Origin of the sequence: Shewanella sp. SNU WT4, assembly GCF_006494715.1 — a bacterium.
Taxonomy (GTDB): Bacteria; Pseudomonadota; Gammaproteobacteria; order Enterobacterales; family Shewanellaceae; genus Shewanella.
In genome coordinates this window covers 2,210,715-2,229,139 of sequence record NZ_CP041151.1, presented here as the reverse complement: position 1 = coordinate 2,229,139, position 18,425 = coordinate 2,210,715, and the positions used below count along the sequence as shown (strand labels likewise).

The window sequence follows — 18,425 nt, the reverse complement described above, 5'->3', positions numbered from 1 at the left end:
ACTGTAAGTTATAAGCGTTAGTTGATTTGGTAATTTATAATGCCTGCCATATTAGTCACCTTAATCCTTAGATTCTCTATACAGATGTAAGTAAATCAAGCCCTTGATGTTAAGGACTGTCATTACTAGCTGTGATAAAGTAACTTTTTGATTAACCAATCCCACAATAGTTACAACCATAATGCTCGGGATAGATTGCCCTTGAAGGAAGTCTTATGACTCTGATATTAAGCTTAGTTTTTTTTGCAGTATTACTTATCGCCTTGGCTAAATACCATAAGCGCAGTCAGTCATTATCTAAATCGGTATTTGTCGGTTTACTGATGGGCGTGATTTATGGCGCTGCCATGCAGGGCTTATTAAGCGCAACCGATATTGAAAGCGCCTTGGAATACATCAACATCATAGCGGCTGGCTATATTAGCTTGCTGAAAATGATCATTATGCCGCTTATTTTAGTGTCGATTATTGGCGCAATTTTAAAAGTGCAAAATGCCTCGTCACTTGGCAAAATTTCGGGCTTAAGTATTGGCGTATTATTAGCGACCACTGCTGTTTCGGCCTTAATTGGGGTTGCCATTGCCAGTCTGTTTCATCTTAATGCCGATGACATAGTTAAAGGCACCCAAGAACTTGCTCGCGGTAATGCGCTAGAGGCAAGCTTAGCTTCAGTATCGACCTTATCTATTGCCGATATGATAGTAAGCTTCTTCCCAGGTAACCCGTTTGCCGATCTCGCTGGCGCAAGACCGACATCTACCATAGCGGTAGTGATATTTGCCATCTTTATGGGATTATCAGCAGTCACTCTCACGCAAACTAAACCTGAATTAGGTAAAAGCTTCACCCATTTTATGGAAGTAGCACAAAACTTAGTCACTGTGATGGTTCGTAAAGTGTTAGCGCTAACCCCTTACGGCGTGCTGGCTTTGATGACTAAAGTACTGGCAAGCTCAGACTTAGCGGCTATTCAAAGTTTAATGACCTTTGTTATCGCTTCTTACGTGGGCCTATTCATCATTTTGGTGATGCACTTAGTGTTAGTCGCTTTAGTTGGCGTAAAACCTTGGGATTATTTGGTAAAAACCGCGCCAGCATTAATGTTTGCTTTCACATCGCGCTCATCCGCTGGCACTATGCCACTGAACATTGAAACGCAAATCAACCGCTTAAAGAACCACCCAGGGGTTGCCAACTTCTCGGCCTCCTTTGGTGCCACCATGGGTCAAAACGGTTGTGCGGGTCTTTATCCTGCCATGCTAGCGGTGATGATAGCGCCATCGGTTGGTATCAACCCGCTAGACCCTATGTTTATCGCGACCTTAGTATTAGTTGTGACTGTAAGTTCATTTGGTATTGCTGGTGTTGGCGGCGGCGCAACCTTTGCTGCCATCATAGTGTTATCGACCATGGGCATGCCGGTCGCCTTAGCTGGCTTACTGATTTCGATTGAGCCATTAATTGATATGGGTCGCACCGCCATCAATGTCAGCGGCTCAATGACCGCCGGTACTGTGACCAGTCGGGTGCTAAAGCTCAGTAGTGATGATGTTGATAATGACCTAGATAATGGTTTAGACAAAAAAGCCCTGAGTTAAGCGCGCTCGCTATCTCAAATAGCACACCAGTAATTATCTCAATAAAAATGGCTGCCATATATGGCAGCCATTTTTTTAGTTAAAGCTCGACTGTCTAAACACCCTATCTAACAATCCAAGCATAACGATCAACTGCTTTAAGTATCAATTGGCAAGACGGTACAGTCCTTGATCGTAAGCTAGGCTGCCCCACAAAGCCCAACTGACCGCTTTTTTCTCTAACGCTGCGACAGCGGGCGCATGATCGTTGAGCTTCTGTGTCTTGCTATCGTATTGAAATCCTTTGGCGCTTTTTTCAGGTTGTAAAATCACCACGCTGTTGCCTTCCATCAGGGCAAAGTTTTTATCGTATTGCATCATAGCGCGCCCTGGCCAATCGGGGCTTACTTGGGTTAAATCGCGCCCAAGCATAGGGTAATAATCGGAAATGCCCATTAACGACAATAACGTTGGCGGTAAATCAATTTGACTCACTATTCGTTGATCGCGCTTTGGCGTAATGTTTTCCCCAATAATTAGCCCAGGAATACGAAAGCGCGATATTGGTACTAAATCCGCGCCACCAACGCGGCTATCATGATCGGCCACAACAATAAAAATCGTGTCTTTCCAATAGTCAGATTGTTTGGCGAGTTTAAAAAATTCACCCACAGCATAATCGGCATATTTGGCTGCGTTATGACGCGTTTGTTTTGGCTCTTCATAGAGCTGGATGCGGCCATCTGGAAATTCAAAGGGATCATGATTAGTTGAGCTGAACACTAAACTAAAAAACGGCTTACCTTGGGCATGGAGTGCCCTAAACTCGCTGTTAGCCTTGCGCATTAAATCTTCATCAGACACTCCCCATGAGCCAACAAATGCTGGTGCCGTATAATCTTTTTGCTCGACGATAGTGCTAAAACCATTGCCCAAAAAGAAACTGCGCATATTGTCAAAATGACTTTCGCCGCCATAGACAAACGGAGTGGTATAACCATGTTTTTTAAGCAATGCGGCTAAGGTAAAGAACCCAGTTTGGCTCTTACCTAATTTAACCACAGCGCTGGCTGGCGTTGGCGTAAAACCTGTCACTACCGCTTCAATGCCACGCACCGAGCGAGTACCTGTAGCGTATAAATTATCAAAATACCACCCTTGTTGTGAGAGTTCGTCGATATTGGGGGTTAAAGGTAAGCCCCCTAAACTGCCGACAAAACGGGCACCTAGGCTTTCTTGCAGCAAAATAACCAAGTTTTTGGGTTTACCGCTATAGCTTGCTTGATTAAAACTTAATGACGGTATTTCGGTGGAGGTAAACGCCGAAGCGGGACGGCCACTTTCTTGCCTAATAGTGGCAACAATGTCGGCATACTCTAATTGCCCGTATATCTTGGCAGCATCTTCTTCACTCCCCATTTGTTTGATAGCAAAAACGAGCGAATAGGCAGAGTTAGTCACTAACGAATTTACTAGCGGGTCATCGGCAAATGCAACCATGGCAGGATTAAGCGGCCTATGGCCTAACGTTGAGCGCGCCCCAAGCAAGGTGACCGCCACCACCATAACGGCTAATACCGGGCGCCAGTACCAAAGCGGAAAGCGTAAATTGCGGGTTAATCTGCCACTTAGTCGCCAGCCGCCCCACAAGGTTGCCAGGCTTAATACCACAGCAAATATCAACTCTAACTTGCGACCCGCCCATAACATAGACAACACTTCTTTCGGGTAAATCAGGTATTCCACATATAAGCGGTTGGGGCGAATACCGTATTCTTCAATAAATGCAGGGGTCGAAACTTCTAAAAATAATATGGCCCATAAACCCAACGTCAGCCAAAGCCGTAATACCACCAGCCACATCCGACCAATAACATTGTTACTTGCAAATACTACGCTGCCGAGGGCAGCAATTCCCCATAGCCAACAAAGAGTGGCAATATCAACTCGTAATCCTTGAATTAATAAATGAGGCCAACCATCCATCGCCGCCACGCGTTCGGCTTGCCATAACCCCAAACCAATCCGGCTTAAAGTTGAAATCAACAACACCAATAAACAGAAGATGAAAATCGTTCCCAACGGACCGACACGAGATTGAGCTAAGCGAACTGATAACGCTGACAACATTGATGCCTCCAAACAACTCTATCCACATGCACATTTAAGGTCTCTTTCGCTACCGGCCAAATGACAACATTAAGTTAACAACAGCCACCTTACACTATGTCACTCACTTGGAATAGTTTGAAATACATCAGATTAATCCGTGGCGGCTAACCCTCAGTGTTTAAATTTACCCGTTCAACTTGTTCACTGCCTTATGCCTAAATACTAAAATTTGATTGCTAAATAGCGCGCGTTATTTGACCTGCACATATCGCCCTCCAATTTAAGCCATTAAAAAGTAACAGTCATAAAATTATTTTGTTATTACACGAAAGTTTTGCTCATAGCCTAAGGTCTATATGTCACCTGCATCTTGTGGGTGCGTAAGGACTTGGCTTTCTTTGCAGCGGTTCATTGCACGCGTTAAGCAAAAATAGCCTTCATATCAAATAGCTAAAATTACACTACCAACACTTGGTGCAGTTAATGAGGAAGATTTGATGAATAAAACAGCGCAAAAAGTATTTACCGGAGCCGCTCTTGCTATGGCAATGGCTGGTATGTCGCAAATGGCCCATGCCCAAAGCACTGAGAAAGTGGCCGCTGCCGCAGACTCAACGGACTTAGTGCATTGCTATGGCGTGAATACCTGCGGCGGACACAATGATTGCAAAACGGCTGACAATGCCTGTTCCGGTAAAGCCAGTTGTAAAGGCACAGGCTTTGTTGCCATGCCAAGCAAGGCGTGTGCGGATGTGGGCGGCAGCGTAAAAGATGATTGGAAAGGCGAAATAGCAAAAGCTGACTTAGTGCAATGTTATGGCGTCAATACCTGTAAAGGCCATAATGATTGTAAAACTGCGGAAAACGCCTGTGGCGGTCATGCTAGTTGTAAAGGCAAAGGTTTTGTTAAAGCACCCGCAAAATCTTGCGCAGACATTGGCGGTAAAACTAGCTCGTAATCCCCATTGACTAAGTATTAAGCTCGGTACGGTTTGCCTTTAGTCACTCAGACGACATAAAGGCAAACTTATCGGATGTCCCTTCTTTTTAGTAAATCTAGGACACACATGGCAAATGATCCGCTTGGCTATGATTTTTTAGGGTTTGGCTTAGGCCTGCGCACCGCCCATTTTGAGCATGTATTGCAGCATCAGCCACATGTGGATTGGTTTGAAGTGCTGTCAGAAAACTTTATGGTGGCAGGCGGTAAACCTAAATATTATTTGCATGCCATTGCCGAGCGTTATCCAGTGGTGATGCATGGCGTATCTATGTCCATTGGCGGCACCAATTCATTAGATATGGCTTACCTCAAGGCGCTTAAACAACTTGCCAACGAGGTGCAGCCTAAATGGATTTCTGATCACTTATGTTGGACCTCAGTGCATGGCCAAAATAGCCATGACCTATTGCCGCTACCTTACACCCAAGAAACCATAGAGCACGTTGCAAAGCGCGTGAGCCAAGTGCAAGATTTTTTGGGACGGCGAATTTTACTCGAAAATGTCTCTAGCTATTTGTCGTATCAAGATTCGAGTATGGATGAGTGGGAATTTTTAAATGCATTAGCAGAACAAGCTGACTGTTTGATTTTGCTTGATATAAATAATATCTACGTCAGCGCCCGTAATCATGGCTTTAACGCCCTTGAGTACCTCAATAAAATAAACCCTAAGCGGGTGCAGCAGTTTCATCTCGCCGGTCACAGTGATTATGGCGACTATGTGATTGATACTCATGATCAAGATGTTGTAGAGCCAGTGTGGCAGTTATACCAGCAAGCCTTGCAACGCTTTGGTTTAGTGAGCACTATGATAGAACGAGATGGCAATATTCCCGCCTTCCCCGCATTAGAACATGAGTTGCAACAAGCATCACGCCTCGCCGCCCAGCAATTCCCCGATCTAGCCACACGCACTCTTGATCCGATACCTGCGACACCAACACAAGGACTCAGTGCATGAGTGCATCATTACGCGAGTTGCAACATAGCTTTATGGATTATTTAAATACAGGTGACGCCGCAACATTGCAAAGCCACATAGTGGAGCAAGGCAAGATTACGGCAGAGACCAGAATGGCTATTTATCGTAATGCCTACCAGCTACGCTTAATCGAAACCATAGAAACAGATCATGAAATACTTGGCCTCTATTTAGGCGATGACTTATTTGATGACATGGCGCGCCTTTACATCCAGCAGCACCCATCAAGCGTGCCGTCATTGCGCGATTTTTGCGATGATTTACCACGCTTTTTAACTCAACAGCCGCCTTTTGCTGAGCATCCTATTTTAACGGATATCGCCGCCTTTGAGCGCCGTTTACTTAATACATTTGATGCGCGAGATGCGCTAAGACTAAGCTTTAGTGATTTACAGCAATTACCCGCGGAGCTCTGGCCCACATGCCAATTGCGGTTTCATCCCAGTATGCAAATTTTCCAATGCCAAAGTAATGCCGTGGAAGCTTGGCAAAGTATCAAAGCCGAGCAAGCACCAACGGCACCCGACTATAGCGCTAGTCGCTATTGGTTACTGTGGCGCGGCGACTCGCGCTTAACCGAATTTATGTCCCTGCTCCCTTTCCAATACCAATTACTGATGGGGTTTATCCAAGGGCTTAATTTCGCGCAGCAGTGTGAATTGATGATGCAGTTTTTCGATGCCGAGCACGCGGCGCAGCAAGTATTAATCGCCTTACAAGCCTGGTTTGACATGGGGCTTATCATAGGGTTGAACGACCAATAATCTTTGTTAAAACAAACCATTGATGACACATAAGTCTTGAAAGTCACTCTGAGCGGAAGTATTGGCAGAGCCTCAAGCACTTAATCCCAGCACTAAATTCAAGTACTTAGATTCAAGTACTTAGATTCAAGTACTTAGATTCAAGTACTTAGATTCAAGTACTTAGATTCAAGTACTTAGATTCAAGTACTTAGATTCAAGCACTTAGATTCAAGTACTTAGATTCAAGTACTTAGATTCAAGCACTTAGATTCAAGCACTTAGATTCAAGCACTTAGATTCAAGCACTTAGATTCAAGCGCAGCGCCATATCCACTTTAGCCCTAGAAATGAAAACCTTAACTTTGCCCATCTTAAAGCCTTTGTCAGCGGATAATTTCTGTTACTACTTGGGTTTCAACTGAGTTAGCAATAAAACAATTGTCATGCGCCACATGATGCATTTTTTCAAGCTGCGTTAAGCTTGGTTGCTTAGCACCACCAAATTTGACGAGAGGCCTTAGCACTACCTGAGTCACTGAAGTTTTACCTTTGCTGTTTTTACCTAAAGTGCCAACGGCATGGTCGGTGTAACTATCAACAAGGTATCTTTGCTTGGCGGCAATCGATAAAAACACCAGCATATGGCAACTTGATAATGCCGCAATAAATGCTTCTTCTGGATCAACATTCGCGGCAACAGATAACGGTAAAGGAACAACCTGGGGTGATGCTGAGGCTAATATGCTGGCGCCACCATCAAAATCCCAAGTGTGAGCGCGACTGTACTGATTATCTGTAAAAGCTTCGCCATCGCTGCGCTGCCAACTGACCTTGGCTGAATGTTGTGACATTTACCCCTCCGTGACTGATATATTGCTTGCCCTATTAGAACTATTGGCATGTTCAGCACTATCTACGCTCGTCATTGACTCCAGAAATGCCATGCCTTGATTACGCAGTTGTTGGCGCTCTTTATACGTGCGCTACGATTCGAGCCATGTGGTAAACATCAACATAATGCCCATTTCTGAAGGCATAGGCTTTCGACTCTCCTTCGACTTCAAAGCCGAATTTCTTATACAAATGGATGGCTCGCGCGTTATCCACATAAACCGTCAACTCGATTCGCTTTAGATTGAGCCAGTTATCTGCTAAATCGATAATGGTAGCTAGCAAGGCGCTGCCGACACCTAAGCCTTGAGCGCTGTCGGTGACGCCCATACCAAAGGTGCCGACATGACGACGTCTTGGGTTAGGACAGAGCTCAAAAACCACATGTCCCACCACCTCAGTATCATGCTCAGCGACATAAGCATAAACATGGTCAGCACCCGCTTGAATACGCTTTTGCCACAGCGCTAAAGAAGGTAGCGGTAACTGCAACGTCTCGGTATAAGCATTGGTGCAGGCGTAAATATCTTTGATTGCGTTAGCATCTGAAGGCTCAGCGCGTCGAACTTCAATGACCATAATGTCTACTTTCCTAAAAAATCCATTGCGCCATTATTTACTATCAGCAGGATGGTTAACACCATCATAGGTGGGTATGTTGGGTATTTTTAACGGGTTAATGCCTTCCAAGCACCCAACATTAAAACCATATTGGGTCGGGTTTGATCTGCGTTGTTGATGGGTATAAATACCGCACTTACGACAAAAATAATGCTTAGCGGTATGGGTATTAAACTGGTAGAGGGTTAACAGCTGAGCCCCTTTGATAATTTTTATAGCCGACAGCGGAATTGATGCCGCAATCGCCCCTCGCCTGCGGCAAAGCGAGCAATCACAACGGCGTAAATCCACCAGCCCCTCTGGCAAATCCAATTCAAACTCAACCGAACCACAATGACAAGTCGCTGTGTGTTTGGCGTTGATCATTACCCCATCAACTTCTGTTAGATTTAAAGCCATATTAGATCCTTACTCGCACCTATCGCCCGCCTTTGGCTCGCTGCCAAAACGTTGAGTTTACCGAAATCACAGTCATGAAAATTGCTGATGTCGAGGGTGTACGCCACTCATTCATTAACAGCCAGGTTAAAGCCCTTATTCGGCTTTTTCTACCACAAGGTAAGTATGGAGCTCTGGATACTGATCAAATTCTAAGTGCCTGATAACACATCCAAGCTCAATGAATAATGCTAAATAACCATTCACACCTAGGGATGAATAGTGCAGCTCTGGCCCCATGGAATGGTTCGAGTGAGAGTCTGCAGTATCGGTACCACCAAATGAAAAGATAAACACGCCGCCGATATTCAAGCTTGCCACTATTTTGGTAATCAATGACTTTTGCTCTGCCAAAGGGCTATGCCAAATACTGTCCCAAGCGGTAATGAAATCATATTTGTCGGATAATTCATATTGACCAATATCCCCCAGAATAAAGTGAATGTCGGGGTGCTTTGCCCTCGCAATCTTGAGCATTGCTGGTGAAATATCGATACCTGCCGGCATAAAAGCTTCATCCAATAACAAATCAATAAAACGCCCAGTGCAACCGCAGCCAACATCTAATGCCTTGCCGCGATTTTTAACAAAACTGATGGCTTTTTGGTGCTGTAATATGCCGTTACTCATATCAAATTCATCACTATTCCACCGATGAGTAATTTGATTGTAAGCTGTTGCTATTTTTTCTGCGCTCACTCCCCCCTCCTGTAAACTTAGCACTGCCCAAGTGCTGTCTCTTCTACACAAATTATTAGCAAAAAATGGAACTTTCTTGACTGGCGATGATCAGATCATGCAAATTCACTCACTTCATCTTTTTTAATGTCAATTTTTAACCCGAACAAATGGGCATATGATCACTTTCATCATACTGAGCTAGGTGATAAACGACGAGCGGCAAGGTTAACCGTCGTCGCTGAACACATGGCGGTTGGCAGCGGTAAATCGGTTGCCAGATCTTGTAATGGTGAAGATGCCAAACTCGAAGGAGCCTATCGATTGATCCGCAATGATAATGTTAGCCCATCTATGATCAGAGCCGCCGGTTTTGCTCGCACCGCCCAAGCGATTGAAAATATAAATGAAATACTTGCTCTCGAAGACACGACAGCCCTGAGTTATAAGCACAGTGTGGCGTCTGAATTAGGGAAATTAGGCAAACCTACCGATAAGTCTCGTGGTTGGTGGGTTCATTCTGTCTTGCTACTGGATAGCCATACTTCTCGGACCTTGGGCTTGATCCACCAAGATTGGTGGTGTCGACCTGATAATCCCAACGAGGCCGATGAAAAAGAGAGCGGTAAATGGGCCGATGCATCCTATTTTACGCGGCAACGCTTGCAGGCTCACATGTCGCGAGTGATCTCAGTGTGTGATAGAGAAGCGGATATCATGCATTATTTATCGGATAAACAATCACATAGTGAACGGTTTGTGGTGCGGGCAAAACATGCAAGAAACCTAGTAGAATACGAGGCTAAGCTGTTTGAGCACATGGATAGTCATCCCGTTACCGGCGGATACACCATCGCCATCCCACAAAAAGGCATAAAGGAAGCCAGTGGGAAAAGCAAGAATCGTCCCTCGCGAACAGCCAAACTCACCCTCAAAGCCAGTGCGGTTAACATCAAACATAATCGTCAGCAGCATGCGATTAATGTGGTGTACGCACAAGAGCTCAATCCTCCCCAAGGTGAAGATGGACTATCTTGGATGCTACTGACCAGTGAGCCGATTGACACGTTGGCGCAGCAACTTCATGTGATTGATATTTATACCACTAGATGGCGCATTGAGGACTTTCATAAGGCGTGGAAAACCGGCGCGGGGGTTGAAAGGTTACGCATGACATCGCCAGACAACCTTGAGCGAGCGGCCTCGATACTTTGCTTTATTGGTGTGCGGCTACTGCAACTTCGGGAAGTGATGAGCCTGCCAATTTATCTGAGAAAAAGAGGGCAAATCGAAGCAGCGCAAAGCATGGAAAATCAAAGCTGCAGCAATGTCTTAGAGAATGATGAATGGCGAGTACTGATGCAGCTCTACAAGCCAAGGGGACATAAAGGCAAAGAAGCCCCAAATATGAAGTGGGCTTATCAATCCTTGGCCAAACTAGGAGGCTTTAATGATAGCAAGCGCACGGGAATGGCCAGCTGGTCCACGATTTGGGAGGGATGGGATGATCTTCAGGCTCAGGTAAAGGGGTATCGCTTAGCCAAAGCCCTATTTGAAGCCGGAGAAACGCTATGAGATCTGATCAAGAGACAGGCCCAAGTGTGTGCGGTACGCAATAACTATTTTTACGCATGGCGCATAATATTAAAAACAACATTAAAAATAACATTAAAAACAATATCATAAACAACACATATCATACGCCTCACGACATCAGGTACACATTGAATTAGCATAGCCAGTTCATAACCAAACTCTAAGTGCGAAATCATGTTCGGCGGATAGCTAACAAACGATTCCAGAATACCGAGAGCCAGCCCCTACCACTCCCCAAGGTAGTGTTCATAATTCTGTGTCATTTCAGTAAAATATTCAAAAACAGGAATGACACATGACCCAACCTTTTAACTTCGAACAAGCCCTTAAAGATCTGCAGTCAGGTAAAAGCCTCACAGGTAAAGACAGCATTCTTGGTCCACTGATCAAGCAACTCACTGAAGCGGCTCTCCAGGCTGAGCTTGAGCAGCATTTAGCGCATGATCCTCTGCCTAATCGTAAAAATGGCAAAACCCCTAAGACCATTAAGCATCCGTCCGGTAACTTTGAGTTAGACACCCCTAGAGACCGCAATGGCACTTTTGAGCCTCAGTTGATTAAGAAAAACCAAACTACGCTAACCGATGAAATCGAACGTAAAGTGTTATCGATGTTCAGTATAGGTATGAGCTATCGCGATATTAATCAACATGTTGAAGATATGTATGGGATCAATGTGTCTAACGCAACCGTCAGTGCTATCACTGATAAACTCATCCCCGAACTTAAAGCGTGGCAACAGCGCCCATTAGATAGCCATTATCCTATCGTTTGGCTTGATGCGATACATTATAAAGTCAAAGAGGATGGGCGTTACGTCAGTAAAGCCGTTTACACATTGTTAGCGCTTAATATGAAAGGAAAAAAGGAAATTTTAGGGCTTCATTTATCCGAAAATGAAGGCGCTAATTACTGGCTATCCGTACTGACCGATCTTAATAATCGTGGTGTAAAAGATATTCTTATCGCCTGTGTTGACGGCTTGACCGGTTTCCCTGAGGCGATAGCCAGTATCTTCCCTAATACGGAAACACAGCTATGTGTTATCCACCAGATCCGCAACTCAATGAAGTATGTCGCCTCAAAACATCAGAAAGCGTTTATGGCTGATTTAAAGCCTGTGTATCGAGCCGTGAGTAAAGAAGCCGCAGAGATGGCATTGGACGAACTGGAGGCCCAATGGGGTGATGCTTATCCGCTGGTAATCAACTCTTGGCGTCGCAAATGGCATAATTTGTCCCATTATTTTAGGTACCCAGAACATATCAGGAAAGTGATTTACACGACCAATGCCGTTGAGGCGGTACATCGCCAATTTAGAAAGCTCACCAAAACCAAAGGTGCTTTTCCTAATGAAAATAGCTTGTTGAAGCTACTTTATGCAGGCATATTAAACGCCTCAGATAAATGGACCATGCCAATCCACAATTGGAGCCTTTGTTTATCTCAGTTAGCGATTTATTTTGAAGGGCGTTTAGATAGCGTGCTAGAAATTTAAAAATTAGCCTGACACAGAATTTTGAACGCCCTCCTCCCCAAGCTCAAAGTAAAATTGATACATGTCTTCGCTATATTCGGCAAATCCCAAGCTACCCTTGATACTTTAATCCGGTTGGTAGAATCGGCCACCACACTCATACTTTTGCCCTACTTTTACTTATGAGTGGTTAAACAACAACCTCTGCCTATGGGTTATGTGTTGTTATGTCTCAATTATGGTTTTTCTGACTATCACGCAGATCACTGAAATGGTAATTTTCATTCAATACAAGTGGTTAACTTAAAGTCCGTCAGATAGAGATTAATTCGATAATTTTGCATCAGTGACAAACCTAAGTTGACTACTCCCCCTATTCATCAAGGAGTGATAAGCAGTGGCCTAGTTAAGGCATTCTCTTACTATGACTAAACATCAGGTCAATAAGGGAATGGCAAGTGCAAATGTCAGTCACTAGCATTTCACCACAATAAATAAAATACATTTATATTATGTAGTTAGGTGTTTAATACGGAGTTCTAATGAATAAAAATACCTCAACCGCGATTCAGTTGCTGGCCCCGTTCTCGGGTATTAGCTGTCCACTGAGTCAGGTGCCTGATGCCGCATTTTCACAAAAAATGGTGGGCGATGGTCTAGCGATAGACCCGACGAATAACATATTGCACGCCCCATGTGATGCCACTATCACTCAAATACACCCATCTAAACATGCCGTCACCTTATTAACCGCCGCAGGCATTGAAATCCTACTTCACATAGGTGTCGATACCGTTAAATTGAAAGGCGAAGGCTTTAAGGCATTAGTCACTGTGGGTGATGCGGTAAAAGCTAAGACGCCACTCATTGAGCTTGATTTAGATAAAGTGGGCTGTAGTGTAAAAAGCTTGCGTACCGTGATATTACTCACTGATATGACAAGAATTATTACGTTAACGCCTACGACTGAAAAATTAGTCAACGTGGGAGATCTGTTATTTACTGCCGAAGTATCCGCGGCCGCGAGTGCCGTCACTAAGTCAGATGACATGATTAGCTCAGAGCCACTAGTTGTTATCAATCCAACCGGTATTCATGCCAGACCTGCCGCAGCCATTGTCACAGCTCTTAAGCCCTTTCAATGTGATGTGATGATAGAAAAAGCCGGCAAACAAGCCAATGCTCGCAGTGTGGTTGGCCTCATGGGGTTAGATATCGCCTGTGGCGAGCAGATTGTTATTCTTGCCAAAGGTAAAGATCATCAAGCGGCCATTACTGCCTTGAGCGCAGCGATTATGGCAGGCTTAGGTGAAGAAGGCGCAGATGCTTCTGTGGTGACTAAAGATGTAAAAAGCGACTTTGATCCATTTTCCGAGCCGTCACTGCTGCTGCAAACGAGTCAAGATCCACGTCAGTTGATTGGCGTTGAGGCCTCCCCAGGTCAAGTGAAGGGGCGTTTATATGTGATTGAAGCTGAAATCCCAAAGTTTGACACCTTTGCCAAAGATGCACAGATTGAGCAACAAACCCTTGATAATGCAATGAAAGTAGCCAATTTAACCTTAGCTGAATTGGTTGCCGAGCTGCATAGCAAGAATATGGGGCAAAAAGCCGATATTTTTGTGGCCCATCAAGAGTTAATTTCAGATCCTGATTTGTACGACAACTGTATCATTGAATTACAGCAAGGTAAGTCAGCGCCTTATGCCTGGAGTAAGAGCATTTGCCGCCAAGCCGACAAACTTGCAGCCATGGACAACCCTTTACTCGCCGGGCGAGCAACAGATCTGGTAGATGTCGGTAATCGCGTTTCACGGATCATGGCAGGATTGTCACAAGACACAATTCCAGCTGTACTTCCTGAAAATACTATTCTGGTAGCCAAAGATTTAACCCCTTCAGATACCGCAAAACTTAATCCCGCCTTTGTTAAAGGCATTTGCACCACCTTAGGCGGTTCATCCAGCCACAGCGCGATTTTAGCAAGAGCCATGGGAATTGCTGCTATGGCGGGTGTTGAAGCTAAGGTCATGAGTTTGCACGGCACCGAGGTGTTGCTTGATACCGCAAAGGGCTATCTGTTATTGACCCCGACTGACGCAGAAATGGCCCAGCTTCAAGTCACTAAAGATGCCGCTGAGCAGCAAAAAACCTTAGCTTTGGCGCAAAAAGATGACACTGCAGTGACCTTAGATGGGGTGCGATTTGAGATTGCCGGTAACATTGCTAAAGTCAGCGATACCCAAAAATTAGTCGATATGGGCGGCGAAGCGGTTGGTCTATTGCGCTCTGAGTTCCTCTATCAAGATCAAGCGGTTGCGCCATCAGAAACCGAACAGGAACAAGCTTATCGCGCGGTACTACAAACCTTAGGAGAGCGCCCTCTTGTGGTGCGTACCTTAGATGTCGGCGGCGATAAACCCTTAGCCTACTTACCTTTACCTAAAGAAGATAATCCATTCCTTGGTGAACGCGGTATTCGTGTCGGCTTAGATAAACCTGCAGTATTACGCCAACAAGTGCGCGCCCTATTAAGGGCGGCGGATGCGGGTAACTTACGCATTATGTTCCCTATGGTCGCCTCTTTGTTTGAGCTTAAGTTGGCCAAACAAGTCGTTAAAGAAGAAGCGCAGAAATTGGCTATCGACATTAGCGGCATTCAAATTGGGATCATGATTGAAGTGCCATCGGCGGCCTTAATGGCCGATGTATTAGCCGAGCACGTTGACTTTTTCTCTATCGGCACCAACGATTTAACCCAATATACCTTAGCGATTGATCGGGGCCACCCTAAGTTAGCTGCCATCGCCGATGGACTGCACCCTGCGGTATTACGCCTCATTGACATGACGGTTAAAGCCGCCCATGCCAAAGGTAAGTGGGCCGGTATTTGTGGCGGACTGGCAGGCGAGAAAGATGCTGTCCCTATTTTAGTCGGCTTAGGTATTGATGAACTGTCGGTGAGTGTGCCTTCTATTCCCGAAGTAAAGCATCAGGTACGGCAATTAAATCAACAAGCCTGTCAGGCCATCGCCGCAAAAGCCATGAGCTGCGCAGATGCCAACGATGTTCGAGCATTAATGCGTGAACCTAATACGCTACTGGCCGTTAAAGGCGAAATATAACAGCGTTGTTCACCGGGTTAACTGTTGAAATTTATAAGGTTAAATTATGACAACTACAACAATACAAGCCGCTAAGCCGAAGACGGCGATAATGAGCGGCGCATTTTCAATGCTACAGAAAGTAGGCAAATCGGTGATGTTGCCGGTTTCTGTGTTACCAGTAGCCGGTATTCTATTAGGCGTAGGCAGCGCGGGATTTAGTGTCATCCCCGATATCGTCAATGTGTTAATGGTGCAAGCTGGCGATGCCATTTTTAGTAATATGGGATTACTGTTTGCCATAGGTATTGCGTTAGGATTTGCTAAAAATGATGGTGTTGCCGCCATGGCAGCCTTAGTCGGCTATGCCATCATGATTAAAACCATTGGCGTGCTTGAACCTGGCACAGATGTTGGCGTGTTTGGCGGTATGATTGCTGGCGCCATTGCGGCCGCAACCTTTAATCGTTTCTTTAAAATTCAATTGCCGTCTTACCTTGGGTTCTTCTCAGGCAAGCGCAGTGTGCCGATTATTACTGGCTTTGGGGCAATATTTACAGGCGTCATTTTATCCTTTATTTGGCCACCGATAGGAAATGCTATCGGAGTGTTTTCCCATTGGGCCGCCTATCAAAACCCCACATTAGCTTTTGGTATTTATGGTCTGGTAGAGCGTTCATTAATTCCAGCGGGTTTACACCATGTGTGGAATGTCCCCTTCTTCTTTGAAGCCGGCAATTGTGTTGATAGCTTAGGAAAACCAGCCACTGGCGTTCTGACCTGTTATTTACAAGCTGATGAAGCGAGTCGCGCTGCGGGTAATGGTTTTGGTCAGTTGGCCGGCGGTTACTTGTTCAAAATGTTTGGCTTACCAGCTGCAGCCATGGCTATTTGGCATACTGCTCGCCCAGAAAATCGCGTCATGGTCGGTAGTATCATGGTATCTGCGGCATTAACCGCCTTCTTAACGGGTATCACTGAACCCATTGAATTCGCGTTCTTATTTGCTGCACCTTTACTTTATATCGTGCACGCACTGATGGCAGGCCTTGCCTATGTGTTAGTGAACATGTTTGGCATAGTGCATGGCACGTCTTTCTCCCACGGCTTAATTGATTTTCTGGTGTTATCTGGTCAATCACAAAAAATCTGGTTACTTGTAGTATTAGGCCTAGTTTATGCGGCGCTGTATTACATGGTCTTCAGATTCTTAATTTTGAAGTTCGACTTAAAAACGCCAGGGCGTATGGACAACGAAGTTGAGACAGTCTCAGCCGAAGGAACAGAAAGAGCGCGTAACTTTATTGAAGCCTTTGGTGGACCTGAAAACCTAACCAATGTCGACTCTTGCATTACTCGCTTACGCATGGATGTGCGCGATACCAGCAAAGTCGATCAAGCCAGACTGAAACAGTTAGGTGCCAGTGGCGTGTTGATTTCTGGCAATGCGGTGCAAGCGATTGTGGGAACTATCGCCGAAGTGTCACGCACTGAAATCGATGAAATGCTCGCATCTGGTGGATACCAAGCAAGTGCGCCGGTTGCCACGGTAGAAACCACTAAGTTAGATATCTCGTCACAAGACAGAGAGCAAGCGCTCGCCATTCTGCCGCTATTAGGTAAAGTGAGTTCATGCCGCGCCATTGCCGATAATCGTCTGCGACTAGAAGTACAAGATGCCAGTCTATTGGACAGCAGCGCCCTGCAAGCTCATGGCATTGAAGCCGTATTGGTATTAAACCCCAACTTAGTACAGTTGATTTTAGGGAAGAATACTGCAGGTTTAGCCAGCGTGTTAAATGAGAACTTACACAATTTAGCAAACAAGTTAGCAAAGTAATGCCGCGCAAAATCAACTAGTCAAAATCGACAAGCGCTAGCCAATAACAGCCTATTCTCTAGGCTGTTAAGTGAGGGCGTTCAAAATTCTGTGTCAGGCTAATTTTTAAATTTCTAGCACGCTATCTAAACGCCCTTCAAAATAAATCGCTAACTGAGATAAACAAAGGCTCCAATTGTGGATTGGCATGGTCCATTTATCTGAGGCGTTTAATATGCCTGCATAAAGTAGCTTCAACAAGCTATTTTCATTAGGAAAAGCACCTTTGGTTTTGGTGAGCTTTCTAAATTGGCGATGTACCGCCTCAACGGCATTGGTCGTGTAAATCACTTTCCTGATATGTTCTGGGTACCTAAAATAATGGGACAAATTATGCCATTTGCGACGCCAAGAGTTGATTACCAACGGATAAGCATCACCCCATTTGGCCTCCAGTTCGTCCAATGCCATCTCTGCGGCTTCTTTACTCACGGCTCGATACACAGGCTTTAAATCAGCCATAAACGCTTTCTGATGTTTTGAGGCGACATACTTCATTGAGTTGCGGATCTGGTGGATAACACATAGCTGTGTTTCCGTATTAGGGAAGATACTGGCTATCGCCTCAGGGAAACCGGTCAAGCCGTCAACACAGGCGATAAGAATATCTTTTACACCACGATTATTAAGATCGGTCAGTACGGATAGCCAGTAATTAGCGCCTTCATTTTCGGATAAATGAAGCCCTAAAATTTCCTTTTTTCCTTTCATATTAAGCGCTAACAATGTGTAAACGGCTTTACTGACGTAACGCCCATCCTCTTTGACTTTATAATGTATCGCATCAAGCCAAACGATAGGATAATGGCTATCTAATGGGCGCTGTTGCCACGCTTTAAGTTCGGGGATGAGTTTATCAGTGATAGCACTGACTGTTGCGTTAGATACATTGATCCCATACATATCTTCAACATGTTGATTAATATCGCGATAGCTCATACCTATACTGAACATCGATAACACTTTACGTTCGATTTCATCGGTTAGCGTAGTTTGATTTTTCTTAATCAACTGAGGTTCAAAAGTGCCATTGCGGTCTCTAGGGGTGTCTAACTCAAAGTTACCGGACGGATGCTTAATGGTCTTAGGGGCTTTGCCATTTTTACGATTAGGCAGAGGATCATGCGCTAAATGCTGCTCAAGCTCAGCCTGGAGAGCCGCTTCAGTGAGTTGCTTGATCAGTGGACCAAGAATGCTGTCTTTACCTGTGAGGCTTTTACCTGACTGCAGATCTTTAAGGGCTTGTTCGAAGTTAAAAGGTTGGGTCATGTGTCATTCCTGTTTTTGAATATTTTACTGAAATGACACAGAATTATGAACA

14 protein-coding genes are annotated in these 18,425 nt (G+C 45.0%); 8 read left to right on the top strand and 6 right to left on the bottom strand.

Features of this window, described 5'->3' with window-relative positions; translation table 11 throughout:
• Positions 1-215 precede the first annotated feature (215 nt).
• Positions 216-1,598 carry an L-cystine transporter gene (locus FJQ87_RS10035; RefSeq protein ID WP_140932514.1) on the top strand — a complete coding sequence of 461 codons (1,383 nt, stop codon included), beginning with the start codon at positions 216-218 and terminating at the stop codon, positions 1,596-1,598.
• Positions 1,599-1,742: 144 nt separating this feature from the next.
• Here the strand turns inward: FJQ87_RS10035 and FJQ87_RS10030 are convergent, their stop codons facing one another.
• A complete protein-coding gene (locus FJQ87_RS10030; RefSeq protein WP_140932513.1) occupies positions 1,743-3,707 on the bottom strand; it encodes an LTA synthase family protein in 1,965 nt (654 codons plus the stop codon).
• 479 nt (positions 3,708-4,186) lie between these two features.
• On the opposite strand from FJQ87_RS10030, the gene FJQ87_RS10025 reads away from it, so the two are divergent.
• From FJQ87_RS10025 to FJQ87_RS10015, 3 genes are all read left to right on the top strand, one after another.
• The gene (locus FJQ87_RS10025; RefSeq protein ID WP_140932512.1) at positions 4,187-4,648 is read left to right on the top strand and encodes a hypothetical protein; all 462 of its coding nucleotides are present in this window, start codon (positions 4,187-4,189) and stop codon (positions 4,646-4,648) included.
• Between the two features lie 108 nt (positions 4,649-4,756).
• Positions 4,757-5,653, top strand: a complete 897-nt coding sequence (locus tag FJQ87_RS10020) for a DUF692 domain-containing protein (protein ID WP_140932511.1) — start codon at positions 4,757-4,759, stop codon at positions 5,651-5,653.
• Positions 5,650-6,438, top strand: a complete 789-nt coding sequence (locus FJQ87_RS10015) for a DNA-binding domain-containing protein (protein ID WP_140932510.1) — start codon at positions 5,650-5,652, stop codon at positions 6,436-6,438. Before FJQ87_RS10020 ends, FJQ87_RS10015 begins: the two co-directional genes overlap by 4 nt.
• Positions 6,439-6,803: 365 nt before the next feature.
• Here the strand turns inward: FJQ87_RS10015 and FJQ87_RS10010 are convergent, their stop codons facing one another.
• The 4 genes from FJQ87_RS10010 to FJQ87_RS09995 all read right to left on the bottom strand — a co-directional run bounded on the left by FJQ87_RS10010 (position 6,804) and on the right by FJQ87_RS09995 (position 9,069).
• On the bottom strand, positions 6,804-7,271 hold the full coding sequence (locus FJQ87_RS10010) for an OsmC family protein (RefSeq protein ID WP_140932509.1): 468 nt from the start codon (positions 7,269-7,271) through the stop codon (positions 6,804-6,806).
• A gap of 121 nt (positions 7,272-7,392) precedes the next feature.
• Positions 7,393-7,890, bottom strand: a complete 498-nt coding sequence (locus FJQ87_RS10005) for a GNAT family N-acetyltransferase (protein ID WP_140932508.1) — start codon at positions 7,888-7,890, stop codon at positions 7,393-7,395.
• Positions 7,891-7,923: 33 nt separating this feature from the next.
• Entirely contained in the window at positions 7,924-8,331 is a 408-nt protein-coding gene (locus tag FJQ87_RS10000) for a GFA family protein (RefSeq protein WP_140932507.1), read from the bottom strand.
• A 135-nt stretch (positions 8,332-8,466) separates the two neighbouring features.
• Positions 8,467-9,069: a class I SAM-dependent methyltransferase gene (locus FJQ87_RS09995; RefSeq protein WP_140932506.1), complete on the bottom strand. Its 603-nt coding sequence runs from the start codon at positions 9,067-9,069 to the stop codon at positions 8,467-8,469.
• Positions 9,070-9,195: 126 nt separating this feature from the next.
• On the opposite strand from FJQ87_RS09995, the gene FJQ87_RS09990 reads away from it, so the two are divergent.
• The 4 genes from FJQ87_RS09990 (at position 9,196) to ptsG (ending at position 17,065) form a co-directional block, all read left to right on the top strand.
• The gene (locus FJQ87_RS09990; RefSeq protein WP_140932505.1) at positions 9,196-10,623 is read left to right on the top strand and encodes an IS4 family transposase; all 1,428 of its coding nucleotides are present in this window, start codon (positions 9,196-9,198) and stop codon (positions 10,621-10,623) included.
• Positions 10,624-10,939: 316 nt separating this feature from the next.
• Complete coding sequence (locus FJQ87_RS09985; protein ID WP_140932504.1) at positions 10,940-12,142, top strand: IS256-like element ISSod4 family transposase; 1,203 nt, start codon at positions 10,940-10,942, stop codon at positions 12,140-12,142.
• Positions 12,143-12,663: 521 nt separating this feature from the next.
• The gene (gene ptsP, locus FJQ87_RS09980; RefSeq protein ID WP_140932503.1) at positions 12,664-15,246 is read left to right on the top strand and encodes a phosphoenolpyruvate--protein phosphotransferase; all 2,583 of its coding nucleotides are present in this window, start codon (positions 12,664-12,666) and stop codon (positions 15,244-15,246) included.
• Between the two features lie 46 nt (positions 15,247-15,292).
• Positions 15,293-17,065 (top strand): PTS glucose transporter subunit IIBC, encoded by a 1,773-nt coding sequence (gene ptsG / locus FJQ87_RS09975; RefSeq protein ID WP_140932502.1) that lies wholly within the window; start codon positions 15,293-15,295, stop codon positions 17,063-17,065.
• A 105-nt stretch (positions 17,066-17,170) separates the two neighbouring features.
• On the opposite strand, the gene FJQ87_RS09970 is transcribed toward ptsG, so the two are convergent.
• Positions 17,171-18,373 carry an IS256-like element ISSod4 family transposase gene (locus tag FJQ87_RS09970; protein ID WP_140932501.1) on the bottom strand — a complete coding sequence of 401 codons (1,203 nt, stop codon included), beginning with the start codon at positions 18,371-18,373 and terminating at the stop codon, positions 17,171-17,173.
• Positions 18,374-18,425 lie beyond the last annotated feature (52 nt).